The following is a 16,329-nucleotide window of genomic DNA, read 5'->3' as shown; positions in this document are numbered from 1 at the left end:
TAACTATAATATACATAGATAAAAGTCTATGAGTTGTTATATGAACAATCCTTATCGTTCGCATTCTCAAGTGGGAACTGTACGCCAACTAGAGTTGTTGGTTGTGGTGCATGAGCAAGGCAGTATCACTCGTGCTGCGGAAATTTTACATCTCACTCAACCGACGGTGTCGATGCAGCTGAATAAATTAGCAACGACTATCGGCATGTCGCTTTATTACACTTCGGGGAAAAGGCTACATTTTACTGAAGTAGGCAATATGCTTGTAGAATCTGCGCGCGAGATCCTTAAACAGTTTAAGTATCTTGAGATTAAACTCGATAAGTTTAAAGGCTTAGATAGTGGGGTGCTTTCGTTGTCGGTGGTGACCACTGCACAATACTTTATCCCCCGTTTAGTCGGCGATTTTTCAGAGCAATACCCCAATATCAACATCAAATTTAAGGTGGGAAATCGCGCTGAAACTATCACGCGAAGTTTTGCTGACGAAGATGACTTTTATGTATTTAGTCACCCCCCTGAAGATCCCGATTTAGAGTTGATCGATTTTCTACCGAATCGCTTATTGGCGATTGCCCCAGAACATCACCCTTTAACAGAACAAGCACAAGTCTCTCTGGAGCAATTTGTCAGCTACCCTTTTTTAATGCGCGAACCCGGTTCTGGCACCGCCCATGCGATTCATGGTTTTTTAAGGCAGCAGAACTGCCAATTGAATGTACGAATGACGATTGAGAGTAATGAAGCTATAAAATATGCGGTGATGTCGGAACTTGGGGTGTCCATATTATCGGAACACACCTTGAGTTATGGCGGCTTAGAAGGCTTGAGTATTGTCAATGTTGAAAATTTACCAATAGTCACTCAATGGTATCTAGTTCGACGACGTTCTCGTCCGATGTCGCCTATTGCAGAAACGTTTCTGCAATATGTGAAACAGCATGGTTCATTATTACTCGACAAGTGAGTCTAGAGCATCGGCTTATCTGACACAGGTTTTATATATCCCGATACAAACTAAGCTGTTTATTTTGTTGGTTTTGTTGTTATCGATTCTATTGTGATTTAGCCAAACCCTTCGGACTGTTGTTTGCCATTATTATTGTAATGGGTCGGTATCAATGAGCAAGCCACTGAGTGACTGCTGATAGTCGTGAGATGAGTCTGTGCCGTAAAAGTTATTTCACCACGTTAAGAACTATGCCGATGGCTGTATTTCGAAATGAGTATATCAAAGCCTATTGATCAAAGAGTTGTCTGAATACACATCGACTATGAAAAATGAATAGGCGCGAGGCATGCTGAGGGGGTTGCGTGACTGGCTGTGGTAAACGTGGATGATTTCATAGACCTTCATATGTTAAGGAATCGATGCTGATTTAGAAAACTGTGTTGGGAGTCGCTAATTAATGACAAATATACTCTTAATTCCCTAACATAATTGATAGTTGACTTATATTTAAATCACCGATGAAGATTATTGGCAATTCAATAATGAAAATTACTGATGAAGAAGTCTTGTTTAGTACCAGCCAGCAGCTCGTTTCAACGACTGATTTACAAGGGGATATTACTTACGCTAATGATGATTTTTGTGAAGTGGCAGGTTATTCCTTAGATGAGCTGATGGGACAACATCATAATATTGTACGCCATCCCGATATGCCTAAAGCCGCTTTTGCTGATTTGTGGCTTAAGCTGAAGGCAGGTCAGGCGTGGCGCGGAATGGTGAAAAATCGTTGTAAGGATGGTCGTTATTATTGGGTCGATGCTTATGTGACTCCACTTTATGAAGGGGGGCGTCATGTTGGCTACCAATCCGTTCGGGTTTCGGCTAAACCAGAGTTGAAACAGCGTGCCCAGCTGATCTATAACAAGTTAAATCAGGGAAAAGCCATTGAGTCTGTATGGCGAGGTTCCAATATGCGTATTGGAGCCACAATGCTGGTATTACTGTTTGCTTTCATCGGTGCGGTAAGTGAATGGGGAATGGCTGCCGCTGGTTTTTTAGCATTACTATTGATATTGTTAGTTGCCATTAACTTTGATGTTTTGGTGAAGCTCCCGAATCAGATAAACGAACTTAAAGCATCTTTTGACAGTCCTAGCCGTTACATTTATGAAGGCGCGAAACCCTTCGATATCGCTCGTTTTCATATCGGGTTATTGGAAGCGAGAATTAAAACGATTTTGGGTAGAACCGCTGATTCGACCAAACGTTTGCAGTTATTATCTAAAGAGTTAGCTTCTATCTCTTTAACGACCAGTCATAGTGTGGATGTTGAAACGCAGGAGTTGGAACAGTTATCAGCAGCCATTCATCAAATGTCGATGACCGCCGCTGAGATTAGTCATTCTACCGTGACCGCCAATGACAAAATCACTGAAACACAGAATCATTGTCTGCAAACGCAATCCAATATGAGTCAAACCACTGAACAAGTACAAGCTCTTTCACAGGATGTAACTCAGGCGGAAAACTTAGCCAATGAGCTTACACATGATGCTGAGGAGATTGCTCGGGTTATGGGCGAAATTCAGGGTATTGCGGATCAAACGAATCTACTCGCCTTAAATGCAGCGATTGAAGCGGCAAGGGCGGGTGAGATGGGGCGAGGATTTTCGGTGGTGGCTGATGAGGTTAGAGCGTTGTCAACGCGAACTCACGAAGCGACGGGGTTAATCGAAACATCGGTGGAAAAAATGCAGCTGAGTTTGGCAAGTTGGGGGGCTCGAATGAAGTCGAGCCGAGAGCAAGCAGAGCAGTGTTTAAATACGGCTAACTTAAGCTCACAGTTAGTCGCTGATATCTCAAACATGATGAACGAAGTGTGTGATATTTCTACATCAATTTCGGTGGCCGCTGAACAGCAGTCTGTTGTTAGCGCTAATATTTCTGAAAATGTTTCAAAAATCAGCCAATTAAGCCAAGAAACCAAACAGCATGCAAAAGAGCTAAAGGCGAGTAGCAATGATCTAGCGAAAAAGTCAGACGATATTGCATCTCTATCGGATATGTTTGCTTAAATTACTCCGCTTGTGGTTCGGTATCGTTGCTTTTATAGCTAATAATTGAGACATCGGCAGCCTGTTCTCGTAGGGGGATGAGAGCCTGATAAGCTTCTGATTGAAACCAGCGCTCTAGCTCTGTGACTTGTTCAAACTTAATCACCACAGCGAACTCGAAACTGTTGTTGCCGGCGAGCACTTGATGTTGTTCTCCACGCATGAGTAGCTTGGCTTTAAATGGTTCTAGGCTGATATCCACGCCCGCTACATAGCGCTTCCATCGTTGAGGATCTTTAACTTTTATTTGACCAATTAAATAAGCAGCCATGGTTTCATCCGAGCCAGCAGGGTAAGTGCTTAACTGTAGTCTGTATTGACAACTTATGCTAAGCCAGTTGAATAGGCTGCCTAAAGCTTTTATTTGTGTGAACTGGGTTCACTATGGCTGAACCCAAATTTGGGCTTAGTGTTCGCTCTTCATTTGAGGAAAATGTAAGACCCAGCCAAGGATTGGCTGGGGACTGACGAATAACGCTTGGTTTGTGCTTAGACTTCATCAAGCGATGCATATTGTGGTTTATGGCTGCTGCTTTGCCATTCTGGTTTCATTAGACCGTAATAGATAACCGAGGCGGAAATACCACCAATGAATAGTGCGAAGTTCGCCATTTCGATAATAATAAAGGAAGAGATTAAGGCGGCGAATGTTGCCGGAATCAAGGCATATAGCGCCTTTGGATTGATACCACTTTGATACCAGTAGCGACCTTTAGGATCTAAGGTATAGAGAGACGCTAGGTCGATTTGTTGCTGTTTTACTTTAAAATAGTCAACGATGACAATCCCGTAGATCGGACCGATCATGGCCGCTAAGATATCCACCGTATAGTGGATCATCTCGGGGTTGTTGAATAAATTCCAAGGCGTGATCAGTACAGAGCCAAAAGCGGCCAAAAATCCCCCCGTTTTAAAACTAATTTTATTGGGGGCTACATTTGAAAAATCAAACGCGGGCGCGACGAAGTTAGCCACAATATTGATGCCAACAGTGGCGAGAATAAAGGTGAGAGCGCCTAAGATAATCACCAGTCCTGAATTGAGACGGCTCACGGTTTCGATTGGATCGGTAATCATTTCTCCAAACACCGGAATTGAAGTTGCCACGATAATTACACTGAAAAATGAGAACAGAATAAAGTTGAGGGGTAAACCTAAAATATTACCTATTTTCAACTCTTTGTAAGATTTGCAGTAACGGGAAAAATCACTGAAATTTAAGCTTGGTCCTGCGAAATAGCCGGCCACGAGAGCTGTGGCAACCAGCATCTGGTTGAGGGCTTGCCAGCCGTTAAGGCGTTGCTCGCTTAGATTTAAATCGATGTTTGACCAACCAGCCTTGTAGACCATAAAGGCGGTCAATAATGCCATTGCAAGATAAATGGCGGGTCCCGACCAGTCAATGAGCTTTTTAATTGCGCCCATGCCAAACATGAAGACTAAAGCTTGAACCACCCACATAAACAGGAAGCCAAACCAGCCCAGCGGGGATAAGCCCAAAATCCCCCCCTGGGTATAAACTTGGTATTCAGGCTTAAAGTACAATACTAAAACGATAAATACACTGGAGGCGAGAAAGGTTTGTATGCCGTACCAAACCACTGCAATCAATCCGCGGATTACGGCAGGTATATTGGCTCCCAACACCCCAAAAGACATGCGACAAACCACTGGAAATGGTACGCCAGCCTTTTGTCCTGGTTTGCCCATTAAGTTTGCAAAATATAACACAATCATGATCCCGGCAATCAAACAGCAGAATACCTGCCAACTGGCGAGCCCCAAGGCGAACAGACTAGCCGCAAAAACGTAGCCGCCAACTGAGTGAACATCGGACATCCAAAACGCAAAGATACTATACCAACCCCATTGTTTTTGTTGGGTAGGGGCTAGGTCGGGGTTAATGAGCCGGGCGCTTTCTTTAAACTTAGTTGTCACTGTAGGCATAATGGTCCTCCATTTTGTATACAATTGAAGGTACAAGTTGTATGCCAACTTATAGCAGTCGTTAAATTCAATAATTACTAAAAATTAAACCTTGCTTATCATTTTAGCGAGCTGTTTTGGTGCAAGCTTGAGCTGGACTAGTGCAGTCATCATCGAATTTATTATTAAGCGCAAATAGTGATTGCTATCCAATAAAAAATTGGATTAGTCTGATTGTATACGATTGGTAATAGTGGCTTCGATGATCCCATACGAAAAAATACATAATCAAATTGTGTCGGCGATTGTCGCCCAAAAGCTTGAACCTGGTGCTCGCCTTCCCGAAGATAAGTTAGCCGACTCGTTTAAGGTGAGTCGTACTGCGATCCGTAAGGTATTACAGCAGTTAGCGGTGGAGCATTTGGTGAGTCTGGAGCCAAATAAAGGGGCGCAAGTTAAGCGCCCGAGTATTGCTGAAGCGCAAGAGATTTTTGACAGTCGAGGTCTCATTGAACCTCAGTTGTTACCGATGGTGATGGCTAATTTTAATCGCTTACATCAACAGAATTTAAGCGCCATTATCATCAAAGAAGGGCAGGCCAAACACAAAGGTGATTTTGCCCAATTGGTGTTGCAAACGGCTTATTTTCATATTGAACTTTCCCGAATTACTCACAATCGTAGTTTGAGTCAATTTGTGCAACAACTGGTCTATCGTTCTTCGTTAATTATTGCGGTTTATGGATCAAAGCATAGCGTTGGCTGCAATTGTGGGAATCATTCTGAATTGCTCCGCTTATTGGAACAGCAGGATAGTGCGCAAGCGATGGCGTGGATGACTCAACATCTGGAGATGATTCGGCAAAGTCTTTGTTTGGAGCCCCGTCCCCAACAGTCAATAGACTTTGACCGCTTGTTTTCTCCAGAGGTTTAAGTTTGGCTAATGGTGCTTCGGATGGGCCGTTGGGTTTGAGTACTTAAGTATGGCTTAGCCTTGAGTGAATATGCCCGAGGTTATTTCAATAATGGTTGGATTAAAAAGGAATCAACATGAGTCAACAGCAAGGATTTCCGGTAAGGGATATGCGCGGTTATGCTGGTCAGCCGCCTCACGCCAATTGGCCTAAAGGCGCAAAAATCGCAGTGCAATTTGTATTAAATTTTGAAGAGGGGGGCGAGAACTGTGTATTGCATGGAGATCCTCATTCGGAAACATTTTTATCCGAGATAGCTGGTGCGGAAGCTTATAATGCTCGGCATATGAGTATGGAATCGATGTACGAATATGGTTCTAGAGCAGGTGTATGGCGAGTCTTGAATGAATTTAAACAGCGTGATTTACCCTTAACTATTTTTGCTATTGCGACAGCATTACAGCGCAATCCCGATGTGACCAAGGCGCTTGTTGCTGCGGAACATGACATTGTTTGCCATGGCTTAAAATGGATCCACTACCAGCATATGCCCCTTGAGCAAGAGCGCGAGCAAATGCAACAAGCCTTAAGTTTGATGCAACAATTAACCGGTAAGCCGGTCAATGGTTGGTATACTGGGCGAGACTCTCCCAATACTCGGGCGCTGTTAGCCGAGCATCAAGATATCATTTACGACTCGGATTATTATGGTGATGATTTGCCATTTTGGGTATCGCAGCCCTGTGAGCAAGGCTCCAAGCCTCATCTTATCGTGCCTTATACGCTAGACACCAACGATATGCGGTTTGCTTCACCTTATGGGTTTAGTCATGGTGAAGAGTTTTTCCAATACTTAAAAGATAGTTTCGATTGTCTGTATGCGGAAGGTGATAGCGCCCCAAAAATGATGTCGATAGGCTTACATTGTCGAATTATTGGTAAACCTGGCCGTTTCCAAGCGCTTAAGAAATTTTTGGATTATGTGCAAGGACATCAGCAGGTTTGGGTGGCAACTCGTCAGCAAATCGCCGAACATTGGATTGCCAACCATCCTCCTGAGTTAGCTTAGCGCTTAAGTTTTTGAAGCTAAGTTTAATCAGCTGCTCGCTAAATGGCCCTCGCGATAGCTGTATTTTTAGCGGCCACGATTAGCATATAGATGCAGGTGCTGGCAAAAGTTGCGGCTAAATAGAGCGGTAAGCGAGCAATAGTTGTTTCTCCGAGTCCAGCGATGAGCGGCCCAATGATCGAACCAATGCTATAACTGAGTAACATGAGTTCGGTAATGGCGACAATATGTTCGGCTTTAGCCTGAAGACTCGCCTGACAAATAGCCACGGGGTAAAGCGAAAATGCAGCGGCTCCCAAAGCAAATAGACTGAGGCCAAGGCTCAGCAAAGAGTTAGCCAAGGTTATTGCAATGGCGGCTGCAAACCCCATCAAACAAAATAAAGCCTGAAGCAGAGTCTTGCTGAATCGAGCCGATAGATAACTAGCTAAAGGCTGGATTAACATACCACCTAAAATCAGCGTCGCCATCAGTTGACCGAGTTGGTTTTGCCATAAATCATTATCGTTAAGAAAGCTTGGCATCAGCCCATAGATGGGGCCCAAAATTAAGCCTGAGACTAGGCAGCCGATTACTGCCGGGGCCAATGGCTTTGAGTGACAAGGACTGGTGTCGAGTCACTTGTGGTGTTGTGCTGCGGCTCAATATCGGCGCCAATATCGCCAAGCTGAGTAGGCTGATAATACAAACAAAAGGGAGATGACCTTGGCTGCCTAAGTGTTCAATAAGTAGTTGATCGAAGGCGTTGCCTGCATAGAGTGTCACCATATATAAGCCAAGACGCTTCGCGCGCTGTTTGTCATCATCGACCAGCAATAACCAAGACTCTATCACCACAAATACGCCTGCGGTGGCTGCGCCAGCGATACCTCTAAGGATTAACCATACGCTTGAGTACGAAAGGAGTGGCATTAATAAAACCGTTACCAGAATCCCGCTGAAGAATAGGATAAGTGCCCGTCGATGCCCCAGTGTATTAATCACTACTTGTATTTTTAGCGCGCCGAGTAGCAGCCCGGAGTAAAACGCACTGGCAAGCCAAGGACTTAATGATTTGTCGAGCTCGAAATAACTTAAAGCCAGCGGTAAAAGGCTCATTAGGTAGCCAGTCGCTATCGCAAATAAACCGAGGCCAGCTAAGGGGGAAAGCAGTCCGGAAGCGTGCGAGTTGAGGGAATTTGAATGTAGCATCAGCGTATACCAGAAGGGTTAAAGATCAGTCGGTTTGTTGGAAATTGGCGCGATGATGCCAGCGATCACTTAGTAGGTAAAACAAAGCTTATTTGTCGTCACGATTAAGATAAATTGATGGGCCTTATTTTCTTGGTAAATCAATAACTGATTGTTTTTGTTATCTTTATGTGCGTTTCTGTCGCTTTGTTTCAATTTTAATTTGTATTGACCGATGGCCGGTTTTATTGCACATTTTTAGTACTCGTCGTGGCGAGTCGCTGGCGCTTAGTAAAGTTAGGTGCCGATATTATTAGATGTTTAATTGGGTTGAAGAGTCATGAAATACTCACAGTTTGATGATATAGATGAATGGGACTTAGAAGATAAGGCTCAGTATTCAAAGCAGAACAAGAAAGCCAAAAGTGATGTTCGGGTTCGCCGACGTATCGATGAATATAACGAGAAAAAGCAGCTAGATAACTATATAGCAGATTTTGTCGACTTTTCGTAAAGTTGCGTGATCAGCTTAGCTTGGCTTGTGGGCGGCGAAAGTGCATCCAATTAAACTCAAGAGGATGCTTTTAGATAGCGTCGCTTGGGCTGCTGAGTGAGCGTTAGCTGTGTACGTCTCTGGCAATCATTGATTTTAGATTGCCAGTTGGCTTGAAAGGCCTACGCCACAGCATAAGAAACGCCACTGTTAAGTGGCGTTTTAGTCATCTCTGGGGCGCCTTTATTTGGCGGTCATTTTGCGTCATCTGCTGCTAACTGTTTGGCTAAATGAAAGGCTTCGATTTCTTCGCCAACTAAATTTTCATCGAGATCGATGGCCACTAAGACTTTGTCTTCGTCTAAGTTTGGCAACCATTGTTCAAAAAACTCTTCTAAATTGATGGAAACAACCTGGTATTCACTCCAATCATCAAGGCATAGGGCTTGAGCCTTGGCCGCCGTTGAAAACAATGGCATCACGTCGGTATTTTCATAATTAATGGAATCAACGACTACAAACTCGTCGTCGGCACTAAGTACCCAAAGCTCGCCAGCTTTAATCACGGCCTTGCTAAAGTCTGATAGGTTGTTTTCTGAAGTAGACATTTATTGCTCCCAAATTATTGATTGTAGATCGTCGTCGATTGCGTGATTTTAGGCAACTATTATCTATATATATTTTGCTGTCGAAGTCGCAATACCATCCCAGTTAACAAGCAAGCTAGCTGGTGGGCGTTTTGGCCGATGTTTTGAGCGGAATACTTTTACGGTAAGGGATATTTCTGATGCTTATTAAATATTCTGCCTAATTTGGACTCGTTTAAGGGTTGGAGATTTTGTGTGTTTAGCCGGATAGGAGGGGTTTACTGCTGGCTGAAATATAATCTAGCGAGATTAGGTTATCGAAATTTGAGTAGCAAAATCCATTTTGTTAGCTCGATATAGCGAATTTATATATTACAGGATTGACTTCGTGCGGGCTTGTCACTAATAGTAGTGACTCACTGGCTTTCTTTATATGCAAAGGAACATCATTCAGTCATGCGGAAGGTAATCTGGGTCGTTTTATTGCTAACGGTGGCAAATAAGACTCATGCTGCTCAGTCAAGTTGGCAGGTTGGCCGTTCAAATAAGCAATATATTTTAAGCCAAGCGATTATGGACATGTTTATAAAAGCATCGGGTGTGACTAGTGTGAATCATTACCTTCCCTTCGCTCGCCGTTTGCGAAGCTTAGAGTTGGGAAGTATTGATATTAGTGCTGGTCTGCATAAAACCAAGGACCGTGAGAAATCACTTTATTTTTTGAAGCCCCCTTATCTAGATTCTTCTCGCCATTTCTTTGTCTTGCGAAAGCAGGAATTACTACCTTTAGCTCGCTATAAGGACCTGTATGCCTTGAGAGTTGGGGTTAAGTTAGGTGCCAGTTATTTCGAACCTTTTGATCATGATAGCAAAATGACTAAGGTGAGTTTAAATGACAATAGTGCTTGCTTAGAACTGTTATATCGTAATCGGCTGGATGCTTGTATTGTTGGTGAAGTCGGTCGACATTTTGCTCTTAATGGCAAGGTTTGGAAGGGTCGCTTTAAACTTGCCAGCTTTCAGGGGGGGAATGATACGCCGGTGTATATTGCTATTTCTAAGCGTTCAAGTTTGTATGTCGAAAGGGAGCAATTAGACGCGTTATTGCAAGGTTTAACCGATTCCGGTGAAATCAGACAGGTGATCGATGATTTTTATCAATCTCGTAATATCGCCACGCCGATTGATGATGAGCCAAGTCTGGAGTGATTTAGCGGATTGATTAGTGGCGCAGCCGACCTTGATTATTATTGCTTGGGTCCGGATTGGGACGCCATACATTACGCAGGCGTTGTAAGATGTTGTCCGGGATCGAAGATGAACACTCTAAATTTATTTGTCGTCCTCGGCGCATGCCATAGAGTTTACCGTTGATGGCGCCGCTATTGCCTTGAAGTAGTTTTATTTCACGAATAAAGTACTCGGGCACTCGGCCTTTTGTCACCTCAACTCGGATCCCATCGATTTTTATGACAAATGCTGCACTGATTGCTTTTAACATCTATCCCCACTTTCTGATTTATCGATATTGCTTCTTATCATAACAAAACTATATTGCCAGTGGCCACTTAGGTATCTGTAGTCTATCCATGGCGGTTGTGAGGGGAACCTTTTATTTTGATTTGAAGTTTGTACTTACTTTTAGTCTCAAAGCTATTTAAGCTTATAGGACGTTCGTGATGAAGGGGCGCTCAGCAGGCTCGGTGGCAATAGGCAACACCAAGCACTAAGGAATCTGTATCAAAATTTTAAGTCTCAATTTATTGAACTATGTGGCGCCGCCTTATGCTGCCTACGAGTTTGATAATATCCTCGATAGCCAGCAGTGGCAGCAAAAGCAAGCGTGGTTAATGGGCTTGATTCATCAAGCTCAGCCCGATGTGATGGCTTTTCAAGAGGTATTTAGCGCAGAGGCGCTCGCGCTGCAGTGTCAGCAATTAGGCTATCCCTATTTCCTGGCGACTGCTAGCGTTTTAGATGAGTCAAGTTATGTTTATCGTAAACCCGGCTTAGCTTTGGCCAGTAAGTATCCTTTGCGGCAAGTGAGTTTGTATCAAAGTGCAAGATCTGAGCAATTTAGCCGACAGCCGCTAGTGGCGAGAATAAAGCTGCCAGGGATTGCCTGGGTTAAATGTTACGTGCTGCATCTAAAATCTAAACGACCGATGCTAGATGACTTACCTGAGCCGATTAGTGATATTGATGAGTATCTTGGGCGCTGGAAGGCAGATAATTTGCGGGCAAAAGAAGTTCGTTTATTACTACAAGATATTGTTGCTTGTCGTCGCCATAAGGTTGAGCCAGTGATCATCATGGGAGACTTTAATGATGACTTGTCGGCGGGAGCGCTAGCGCATATTTTTGATTGTCCCCAGCCTCATAATGTAGGAGTGGAAAATACTTGGCGTTTGCATGATGGTTTTGCTTTAAGTCTGCAGACCGACTTGCGGTCTGCCACTCATTACTGGGGAGGGCAAGGCAGTGTACTTGATTATATTTTGTTGTCGGCAGAGTTTGCCCCAGATTATCAGCAACAAATGGCCGAAGTTGTGCGCTATCAATGCTTTGATCGTCATCTCACTCACGCCGATTTTTCCATCGACAGTCAAGCCAGTGATCATGCAGCGGTGATGCTTGAACTTAGGCCAAGAAAATAGTGAACCAATAAGCTTGTGAAGCGCAAGCAGAGCCGCGGTTATGGTGTTTGTTTAAAGCTGTGAGTAAGGACTTGGTTATCTTACTGATTCATAAGTTGTTAACTAGTTCATAACTTGATGTAATGTTGATAAAAGCACTAGCCTTGGCCTAGGCTTTTGATTAACCTGTAGATTAGTGGTCGTCGAGCTTTGGCGCTTGTTTTTATCTGGAAGAGAAGATCGATACTCAAATTCAACAGGCCCTAGTGTAGCAGTCGAGAGTGTTCGCTCGGACTCGTATCTTACAGCAGGTAATCTATGTTAAAGCCTAAACGCCGTTCTCAGTGGGCTTGCCTTTCTGCAATGCCCGAGCAATTATCCCACAGCACTATTTTAGAGCACGGGCTTGGTGATGTTTCGCTGATGCGCTTTAATGATACTCGCGAAGCTGAGCCGATTTTATGTCCCGATTTAATCGCTATCGAAGAGCCTCTGCTGCTGAATTTGACATCTTATTGCCCGAAGCAACAATGTTATCAAACAAGACAACTGAGCTTAACGATGCGCACGCCCGGTGATGATTTAGCGCTTGTCATCGGTTTATTGTTTAGTCAAAACATTATTAGTCGTCTTGACGAGATCGAGGCGCTACAGTTTGTGAGCGAAGCGGACGCCACGCTAAACCAAACCAATCATATAGAAGTGCAGCTAGTTAAAGGCTTGGTGCCTGATTGGTCTATTTTACAGCGTAACTTTGCCAGCTATTCCAGTTGTGGCTTATGTGGTAAAAGTAGTGTTCAAGCTCTGGCATTAAGTCATCAAGCGAGCATCGATTGTCGCGCTGAATGGCTCGATGAGCAGTTGCTTTATCAACTGCCTAGTCAGCTACAAGGTTTACAAACGCTTTATCCTCAAACAGGAGCTGTGCATGGTGCGGGGTATTTCGCGGATCAGCAGTGGTTCATTGTAGAAGAAGATATCGGTCGACATAATGCCGTCGATAAAGTGTTGGGGCAGTTGTTATTACAGGACTGTTATTCCGAGCGCTCGGTTTTAGTGTTAAGTGGTCGGGTGAGTTTTGAGTTAATGCAAAAAGTAGTACGCGCTAATATTCCAGTGGTGGTCGCGGTAGGGGCACCATCGAGTCTAGCCTTAGCGGTGGCACGGCAGTTTAATATTAGTTTAATTGGTTTTACCAAAACAAAGCAGTTTAACGTGTATCACGCGCCTTGGCGGATTAAATATAAGTAGGTGAATATTGATGAGTCATAAACCTTATACGGGGGCGGCGGGAGGCTGGGCTGCCTTAGCGAGTACAGCAAAACATCTTGTTAAAAGTGAGAATGTAGCCAAAAATTTAAAAACCTTGTTAAAGACCAATCAAGACCATGGCTTTGATTGTCCCGGTTGTGCTTGGGGAGAAAAGGGCAACCGGGCCACTTTTCGTTTCTGTGAGAATGGTGCTAAAGCGGTGAATTGGGAGGCTTCGTCGCGTCGCGTGAATGCCCAATTTTTTGCTGAGCATTCGGTGGCTTGGCTTGCCAAGCAGAGTGATTACTTTTTGGAATATCAAGGTCGTTTAGCGGAACCCGTGGTTTATAACTCGCAGAGTGGTCACTACCAAGCGATTGCTTGGGATGAGGCTTTTCAATTGATTGCAAAGCATTTGCATCGCTTGGAAAACCCTAATCAAGCCGAGCTATATACCTCTGGACGAGCGAGTAATGAAGCGGCATTTTTATATCAGCTGTTCGGCCGTCGTTTGGGCACAAATAATTTCCCTGATTGTTCAAATATGTGTCACGAAGCTAGTGGTTATGCGCTTAGTAGCAGTATTGGCACTGGTAAGGGCACTGTGACCATTGAAGATTTTGAGATGGCTGATGCCATTTTTTTGTTTGGTCAGAATCCTGGAACCAATCACCCGCGAATGCTCGAAACACTGGCTCACGCAACGCATCGTGGTGCCAAGGTGGTGGCCTTTAATAATTTAAAAGAGCGTGGATTGGAGCGTTTTGCCAATCCTCAAAAACCAGCAGAAATGCTTAGCGGCGGCTCAAGTCCAACTACCAGTCATTATTTCACTCCTAAGTTAGGTGGTGATATGGCAGCGGTTCGGGGGATAGTTAAGGTGTTGTTGGCGCGTCATCAGCAGGCCCTGCTGCACGGCGATAGTGTATTCGATTTGAATTTTATTAAGCAACATACTCAAGGTTTAGAAAGTTACTTGATTGAAGTCGAACAGACTTCTTGGCAGAAGATTGTTGAGCAATCGGGGCTCAGCCAAGCCCAAATTGAATCGGCTGCAGATATCTATCATCAGTCAGATCGAGTGATCATTGCATGGGCCATGGGAATTACTCAACACAAACATTCAGTAGCCACCATCCATGAATTAACCAACCTGCAACTCTTATTTGGTCAGATTGGTAAAGATGGTGCAGGTCTGTGTCCAGTACGTGGTCACTCGAATGTGCAAGGCGATCGAACGATGGGCATTAATGAACGTCCCAGCAGCGCCTTTCTTGAAAGCATTGAGCAGGTGTTTGGCTTTACGCCACCAAAGAAACCGGGGCACAATGTAGTGCAGGCTTTAACGGCGATGCTCAAAGGGAAAAGTAAGGTTTTTATTGGACTCGGTGGAAACCTTGTTGCTGCCGCGCCTGATACGGCATTAAGTACTCAAGCCTTGGCTAACTGTGAGCTCACGGTGAGCATCGCCACCAAACTCAATCGTACTCATGTTACCCCTGGTCAACAGTCTCTCATTTTACCTTGCTTAGGTCGCACAGATGTCGATGAGCAACTCGCAGGTCCACAGCGAGTGACGGTTGAAGACTCCTTTTCAATGGTTCATGCTTCTGCTGGATTAATTGATGAAAGTCGTGAACATATGCGCTCTGAGCCCGCGATTATTGCTGGTATTGCCAATGCGGCCTTTGGGGCTTCGCCAGTTGATTGGTTGTCGCTGGTGGAAGACTATGATCGGATCCGGGATCTCATTGAGCAAACGATTCCTGGTTTTGAACGTTTTAATCAGAACCTACAGCAACCTGGTGGTTTCTATTTAGGTAATAGCGCGCGTCGACGAATTTGGAACACCGCGACTAATCGAGCTCAAATCAGCTGTCATTCACTCCCCGAAAATATTATTAGTGCTGAAGTGCGAGCCTTGAGTGATAATCGTATTTTTGTGTTACAAACTTTGCGTTCTCATGATCAATACAATACCACTATTTATGGTTTTGCAGACCGTTATCGGGGGATCTACGATGAGCGAGAGGTATTATTTATTAACCCGCTCGATATTGCTGAACTTGGCTTTAAAGAAGGAGCTCTGGTTAATATTGAAACCCTCTGGGCCGATAATATTGAACGCAAGGTGAAGGGTTTTAAACTGATCGCATATGATATTCCACAAGGGAATGTTGCTGCTTATTTTCCAGAGGCAAATCCGCTTGTTCCCCTAATGAGCAAGGGCGACCTGAGTGACACGCCCACCTCTAAATCCGTGGCAGTGGTGTTGACTACGTCGGCCGACTCGGAGATTGCGATTGCGCTTAGTTGAGATTGTTGGCAAATTGTTGGTCTAGCGTTGCCGTGTCGCTTTCTCGCGAGGTCGCTAGCCAGCGGATGATTCGTTGCTGATGTTCGGGATGGTCACGGGTCAGGGCTCGCGCATGCGCGCAGGACTCGAGCCGCCAAAAATCCTTGTTGCCTTTAAGTTGCTGGTAAATCGTTTCTCCAGCTTCGATAGGGACCACTTGATCTGAAGCACAATGAATCACCAGCGAGTTGAGTCCTGGGAGCCGAGACAGTGACTCAGCACTGGCGTAGTCATCCCGCATTAACCAACCTGCCAGCCAAGCATAAAGCTGACTTAACTTACCTTTATTTAGGATGTATTTGGTTTCTTCAACATAGCTACTAAAGGATGAATCGATAATCATACCGTCGATTTGAATTGGGTTATCAGCTAAGGCTCTCATCAAAATATTACCGCCGGTGGAAGTCGCAATAATAAAGCTGGCTTGTTGCGACTGGAGCGCAAGCTGCTCAAAGTAATCTAATATACTAAGCGCGTCTAAATAGGCAGCTTGGTCACTGACTTGACCACTAGAGTGGCCGAAACCAGAGTAATCAAAAACCATGACGTCGTAGCCGTGTTCGATTAACCAATCAACTTTTTCTTTGGTTTGTTCCATGTGCCCACTGTTGCCATGAAAGTGGGCGATGATGCCTGCAGGTTCAAGCTGTTGACTGCGAGGAAGCCACAGATAGGCGATATCGTTACCGGAACGAGACTTCATCCAACGAACTTCTGGATTGATGGTGTCCGGTTTTGAAGGGGAAAAGAAGAGTTTGTTTGAGCAGCCGCTAAGACTTAGAAATAACAAGCTGATAAATATAAGGCGCATCGCATTCCTCCGTTTATAACATTTACGGAGGCTTATCATGAAAGGATCAG

The 16,329-nt window shown here is 44.4% G+C and carries 16 protein-coding genes; 9 read left to right on the top strand and 7 right to left on the bottom strand.

The window, feature by feature from the left end:
• The first annotated feature begins 40 nt into the window (after nt 1-40).
• Nucleotides 41-967, top strand: a complete 927-nt coding sequence (locus tag ACRRS1_RS17165) for a LysR family transcriptional regulator (protein WP_432451981.1) — start codon at nt 41-43, stop codon at nt 965-967.
• Nucleotides 968-1,494: 527 nt separating this feature from the next.
• A complete protein-coding gene (locus ACRRS1_RS17160; protein WP_432451982.1) occupies nt 1,495-3,027 on the top strand; it encodes a methyl-accepting chemotaxis protein in 1,533 nt (510 codons plus the stop codon).
• Between the two features lies 1 nt (nt 3,028).
• On the opposite strand, the gene ACRRS1_RS17155 is transcribed toward ACRRS1_RS17160, so the two are convergent.
• Nucleotides 3,029-3,337 carry a DUF1330 domain-containing protein gene (locus ACRRS1_RS17155; protein ID WP_432459982.1) on the bottom strand — a complete coding sequence of 103 codons (309 nt, stop codon included), beginning with the start codon at nt 3,335-3,337 and terminating at the stop codon, nt 3,029-3,031.
• Between the two features lie 218 nt (nt 3,338-3,555).
• Nucleotides 3,556-5,013, bottom strand: a complete 1,458-nt coding sequence (locus tag ACRRS1_RS17150; protein ID WP_432459981.1) for an NCS1 family nucleobase:cation symporter-1 — start codon at nt 5,011-5,013, stop codon at nt 3,556-3,558.
• A gap of 241 nt (nt 5,014-5,254) precedes the next feature.
• Between ACRRS1_RS17150 and ACRRS1_RS17145 the strand changes: the two genes are divergently transcribed.
• Together ACRRS1_RS17145 and puuE are read left to right on the top strand one after the other, a co-directional pair.
• Entirely contained in the window at nt 5,255-5,926 is a 672-nt protein-coding gene (locus ACRRS1_RS17145; protein WP_432467291.1) for a GntR family transcriptional regulator, read from the top strand.
• Nucleotides 5,927-6,042: 116 nt separating this feature from the next.
• Nucleotides 6,043-6,975, top strand: coding sequence for an allantoinase PuuE (gene puuE, locus ACRRS1_RS17140; RefSeq protein ID WP_432467292.1), 933 nt, complete (start codon nt 6,043-6,045; stop codon nt 6,973-6,975).
• Between the two features lie 38 nt (nt 6,976-7,013).
• On the opposite strand, the gene ACRRS1_RS17135 is transcribed toward puuE, so the two are convergent.
• Both ACRRS1_RS17135 and ACRRS1_RS17130 read right to left on the bottom strand, forming a co-directional pair.
• On the bottom strand, nt 7,014-7,499 hold the full coding sequence (locus ACRRS1_RS17135; protein ID WP_432467293.1) for a hypothetical protein: 486 nt from the start codon (nt 7,497-7,499) through the stop codon (nt 7,014-7,016).
• Nucleotides 7,483-8,166, bottom strand: coding sequence for an MFS transporter (locus ACRRS1_RS17130; RefSeq protein WP_432467294.1), 684 nt, complete (start codon nt 8,164-8,166; stop codon nt 7,483-7,485). The genes ACRRS1_RS17135 and ACRRS1_RS17130 overlap by 17 nt, the downstream gene beginning before the upstream one ends.
• A 319-nt stretch (nt 8,167-8,485) precedes the next feature.
• Here ACRRS1_RS17130 and ACRRS1_RS17125 point away from each other — a divergent pair, with 319 nt between their 5' ends.
• On the top strand, nt 8,486-8,659 hold the full coding sequence (locus tag ACRRS1_RS17125; RefSeq protein ID WP_432451988.1) for a PA3496 family putative envelope integrity protein: 174 nt from the start codon (nt 8,486-8,488) through the stop codon (nt 8,657-8,659).
• Nucleotides 8,660-8,892: 233 nt separating this feature from the next.
• On the opposite strand, the gene ACRRS1_RS17120 is transcribed toward ACRRS1_RS17125, so the two are convergent.
• Entirely contained in the window at nt 8,893-9,246 is a 354-nt protein-coding gene (locus ACRRS1_RS17120) for a DUF2750 domain-containing protein (RefSeq protein WP_432451989.1), read from the bottom strand.
• Nucleotides 9,247-9,681: 435 nt separating this feature from the next.
• Here ACRRS1_RS17120 and ACRRS1_RS17115 point away from each other — a divergent pair, with 435 nt between their 5' ends.
• The gene (locus ACRRS1_RS17115; protein ID WP_432467295.1) at nt 9,682-10,434 is read left to right on the top strand and encodes a substrate-binding periplasmic protein; all 753 of its coding nucleotides are present in this window, start codon (nt 9,682-9,684) and stop codon (nt 10,432-10,434) included.
• Nucleotides 10,435-10,447: 13 nt separating this feature from the next.
• Here ACRRS1_RS17115 and ACRRS1_RS17110 read toward each other — a convergent pair whose 3' ends face one another.
• The gene (locus tag ACRRS1_RS17110; protein WP_432451991.1) at nt 10,448-10,726 is read right to left on the bottom strand and encodes a DUF3634 family protein; all 279 of its coding nucleotides are present in this window, start codon (nt 10,724-10,726) and stop codon (nt 10,448-10,450) included.
• Nucleotides 10,727-10,997: 271 nt separating this feature from the next.
• On the opposite strand from ACRRS1_RS17110, the gene ACRRS1_RS17105 reads away from it, so the two are divergent.
• The 3 genes from ACRRS1_RS17105 to ACRRS1_RS17095 all read left to right on the top strand — a co-directional run bounded on the left by ACRRS1_RS17105 (nt 10,998) and on the right by ACRRS1_RS17095 (nt 15,429).
• Nucleotides 10,998-11,882: an endonuclease/exonuclease/phosphatase family protein gene (locus ACRRS1_RS17105; protein ID WP_432467296.1), complete on the top strand. Its 885-nt coding sequence runs from the start codon at nt 10,998-11,000 to the stop codon at nt 11,880-11,882.
• Between the two features lie 297 nt (nt 11,883-12,179).
• Nucleotides 12,180-13,112 (top strand): formate dehydrogenase accessory sulfurtransferase FdhD, encoded by a 933-nt coding sequence (locus ACRRS1_RS17100; protein WP_432467297.1) that lies wholly within the window; start codon nt 12,180-12,182, stop codon nt 13,110-13,112.
• A 10-nt stretch (nt 13,113-13,122) separates the two neighbouring features.
• Nucleotides 13,123-15,429, top strand: coding sequence for an FdhF/YdeP family oxidoreductase (locus ACRRS1_RS17095; RefSeq protein WP_432467298.1), 2,307 nt, complete (start codon nt 13,123-13,125; stop codon nt 15,427-15,429).
• Here the strand turns inward: ACRRS1_RS17095 and ACRRS1_RS17090 are convergent.
• Nucleotides 15,422-16,279 (bottom strand): alpha/beta hydrolase, encoded by an 858-nt coding sequence (locus ACRRS1_RS17090; RefSeq protein ID WP_432467299.1) that lies wholly within the window; start codon nt 16,277-16,279, stop codon nt 15,422-15,424. The genes ACRRS1_RS17095 and ACRRS1_RS17090 overlap by 8 nt on opposite strands.
• Nucleotides 16,280-16,329: the final 50 nt, after the last annotated feature.

It is taken from the genome of Agarivorans sp. Z349TD_8, assembly GCF_050870825.2.
Lineage (GTDB): Bacteria > Pseudomonadota > Gammaproteobacteria > Enterobacterales > Celerinatantimonadaceae > Agarivorans.
The sequence above is the reverse complement of the archived record's forward strand: the minus strand, read 5'-3'. Positions and strand labels throughout refer to the sequence as shown.

Bases quoted from the DNA above. Each gene is read 5' to 3' on its own strand.
- ACRRS1_RS17165 (WP_432451981.1), top strand. From the start codon at position 41: ATGAACAATCCTTATCGTTCGCATTCTCAAGTGGGAACTGTACGCCAA.
- ACRRS1_RS17160 (WP_432451982.1), top strand. From the start codon at position 1,495: ATGAAAATTACTGATGAAGAAGTCTTGTTTAGTACCAGCCAGCAGCTC.
- ACRRS1_RS17155 (WP_432459982.1), bottom strand. From the start codon at position 3,337: ATGGCTGCTTATTTAATTGGTCAAATAAAAGTTAAAGATCCTCAACGA.
- ACRRS1_RS17150 (WP_432459981.1), bottom strand. From the start codon at position 5,013: ATGCCTACAGTGACAACTAAGTTTAAAGAAAGCGCCCGGCTCATTAAC.
- ACRRS1_RS17145 (WP_432467291.1), top strand. From the start codon at position 5,255: ATGATCCCATACGAAAAAATACATAATCAAATTGTGTCGGCGATTGTC.
- puuE (WP_432467292.1), top strand. From the start codon at position 6,043: ATGAGTCAACAGCAAGGATTTCCGGTAAGGGATATGCGCGGTTATGCT.
- ACRRS1_RS17135 (WP_432467293.1), bottom strand. From the start codon at position 7,499: ATGCCAAGCTTTCTTAACGATAATGATTTATGGCAAAACCAACTCGGT.
- ACRRS1_RS17130 (WP_432467294.1), bottom strand. From the start codon at position 8,166: ATGCTACATTCAAATTCCCTCAACTCGCACGCTTCCGGACTGCTTTCC.
- ACRRS1_RS17125 (WP_432451988.1), top strand. From the start codon at position 8,486: ATGAAATACTCACAGTTTGATGATATAGATGAATGGGACTTAGAAGAT.
- ACRRS1_RS17120 (WP_432451989.1), bottom strand. From the start codon at position 9,246: ATGTCTACTTCAGAAAACAACCTATCAGACTTTAGCAAGGCCGTGATT.
- ACRRS1_RS17115 (WP_432467295.1), top strand. From the start codon at position 9,682: ATGCGGAAGGTAATCTGGGTCGTTTTATTGCTAACGGTGGCAAATAAG.
- ACRRS1_RS17110 (WP_432451991.1), bottom strand. From the start codon at position 10,726: ATGTTAAAAGCAATCAGTGCAGCATTTGTCATAAAAATCGATGGGATC.
- ACRRS1_RS17100 (WP_432467297.1), top strand. From the start codon at position 12,180: ATGTTAAAGCCTAAACGCCGTTCTCAGTGGGCTTGCCTTTCTGCAATG.
- ACRRS1_RS17095 (WP_432467298.1), top strand. From the start codon at position 13,123: ATGAGTCATAAACCTTATACGGGGGCGGCGGGAGGCTGGGCTGCCTTA.
- ACRRS1_RS17090 (WP_432467299.1), bottom strand. From the start codon at position 16,279: ATGCGCCTTATATTTATCAGCTTGTTATTTCTAAGTCTTAGCGGCTGC.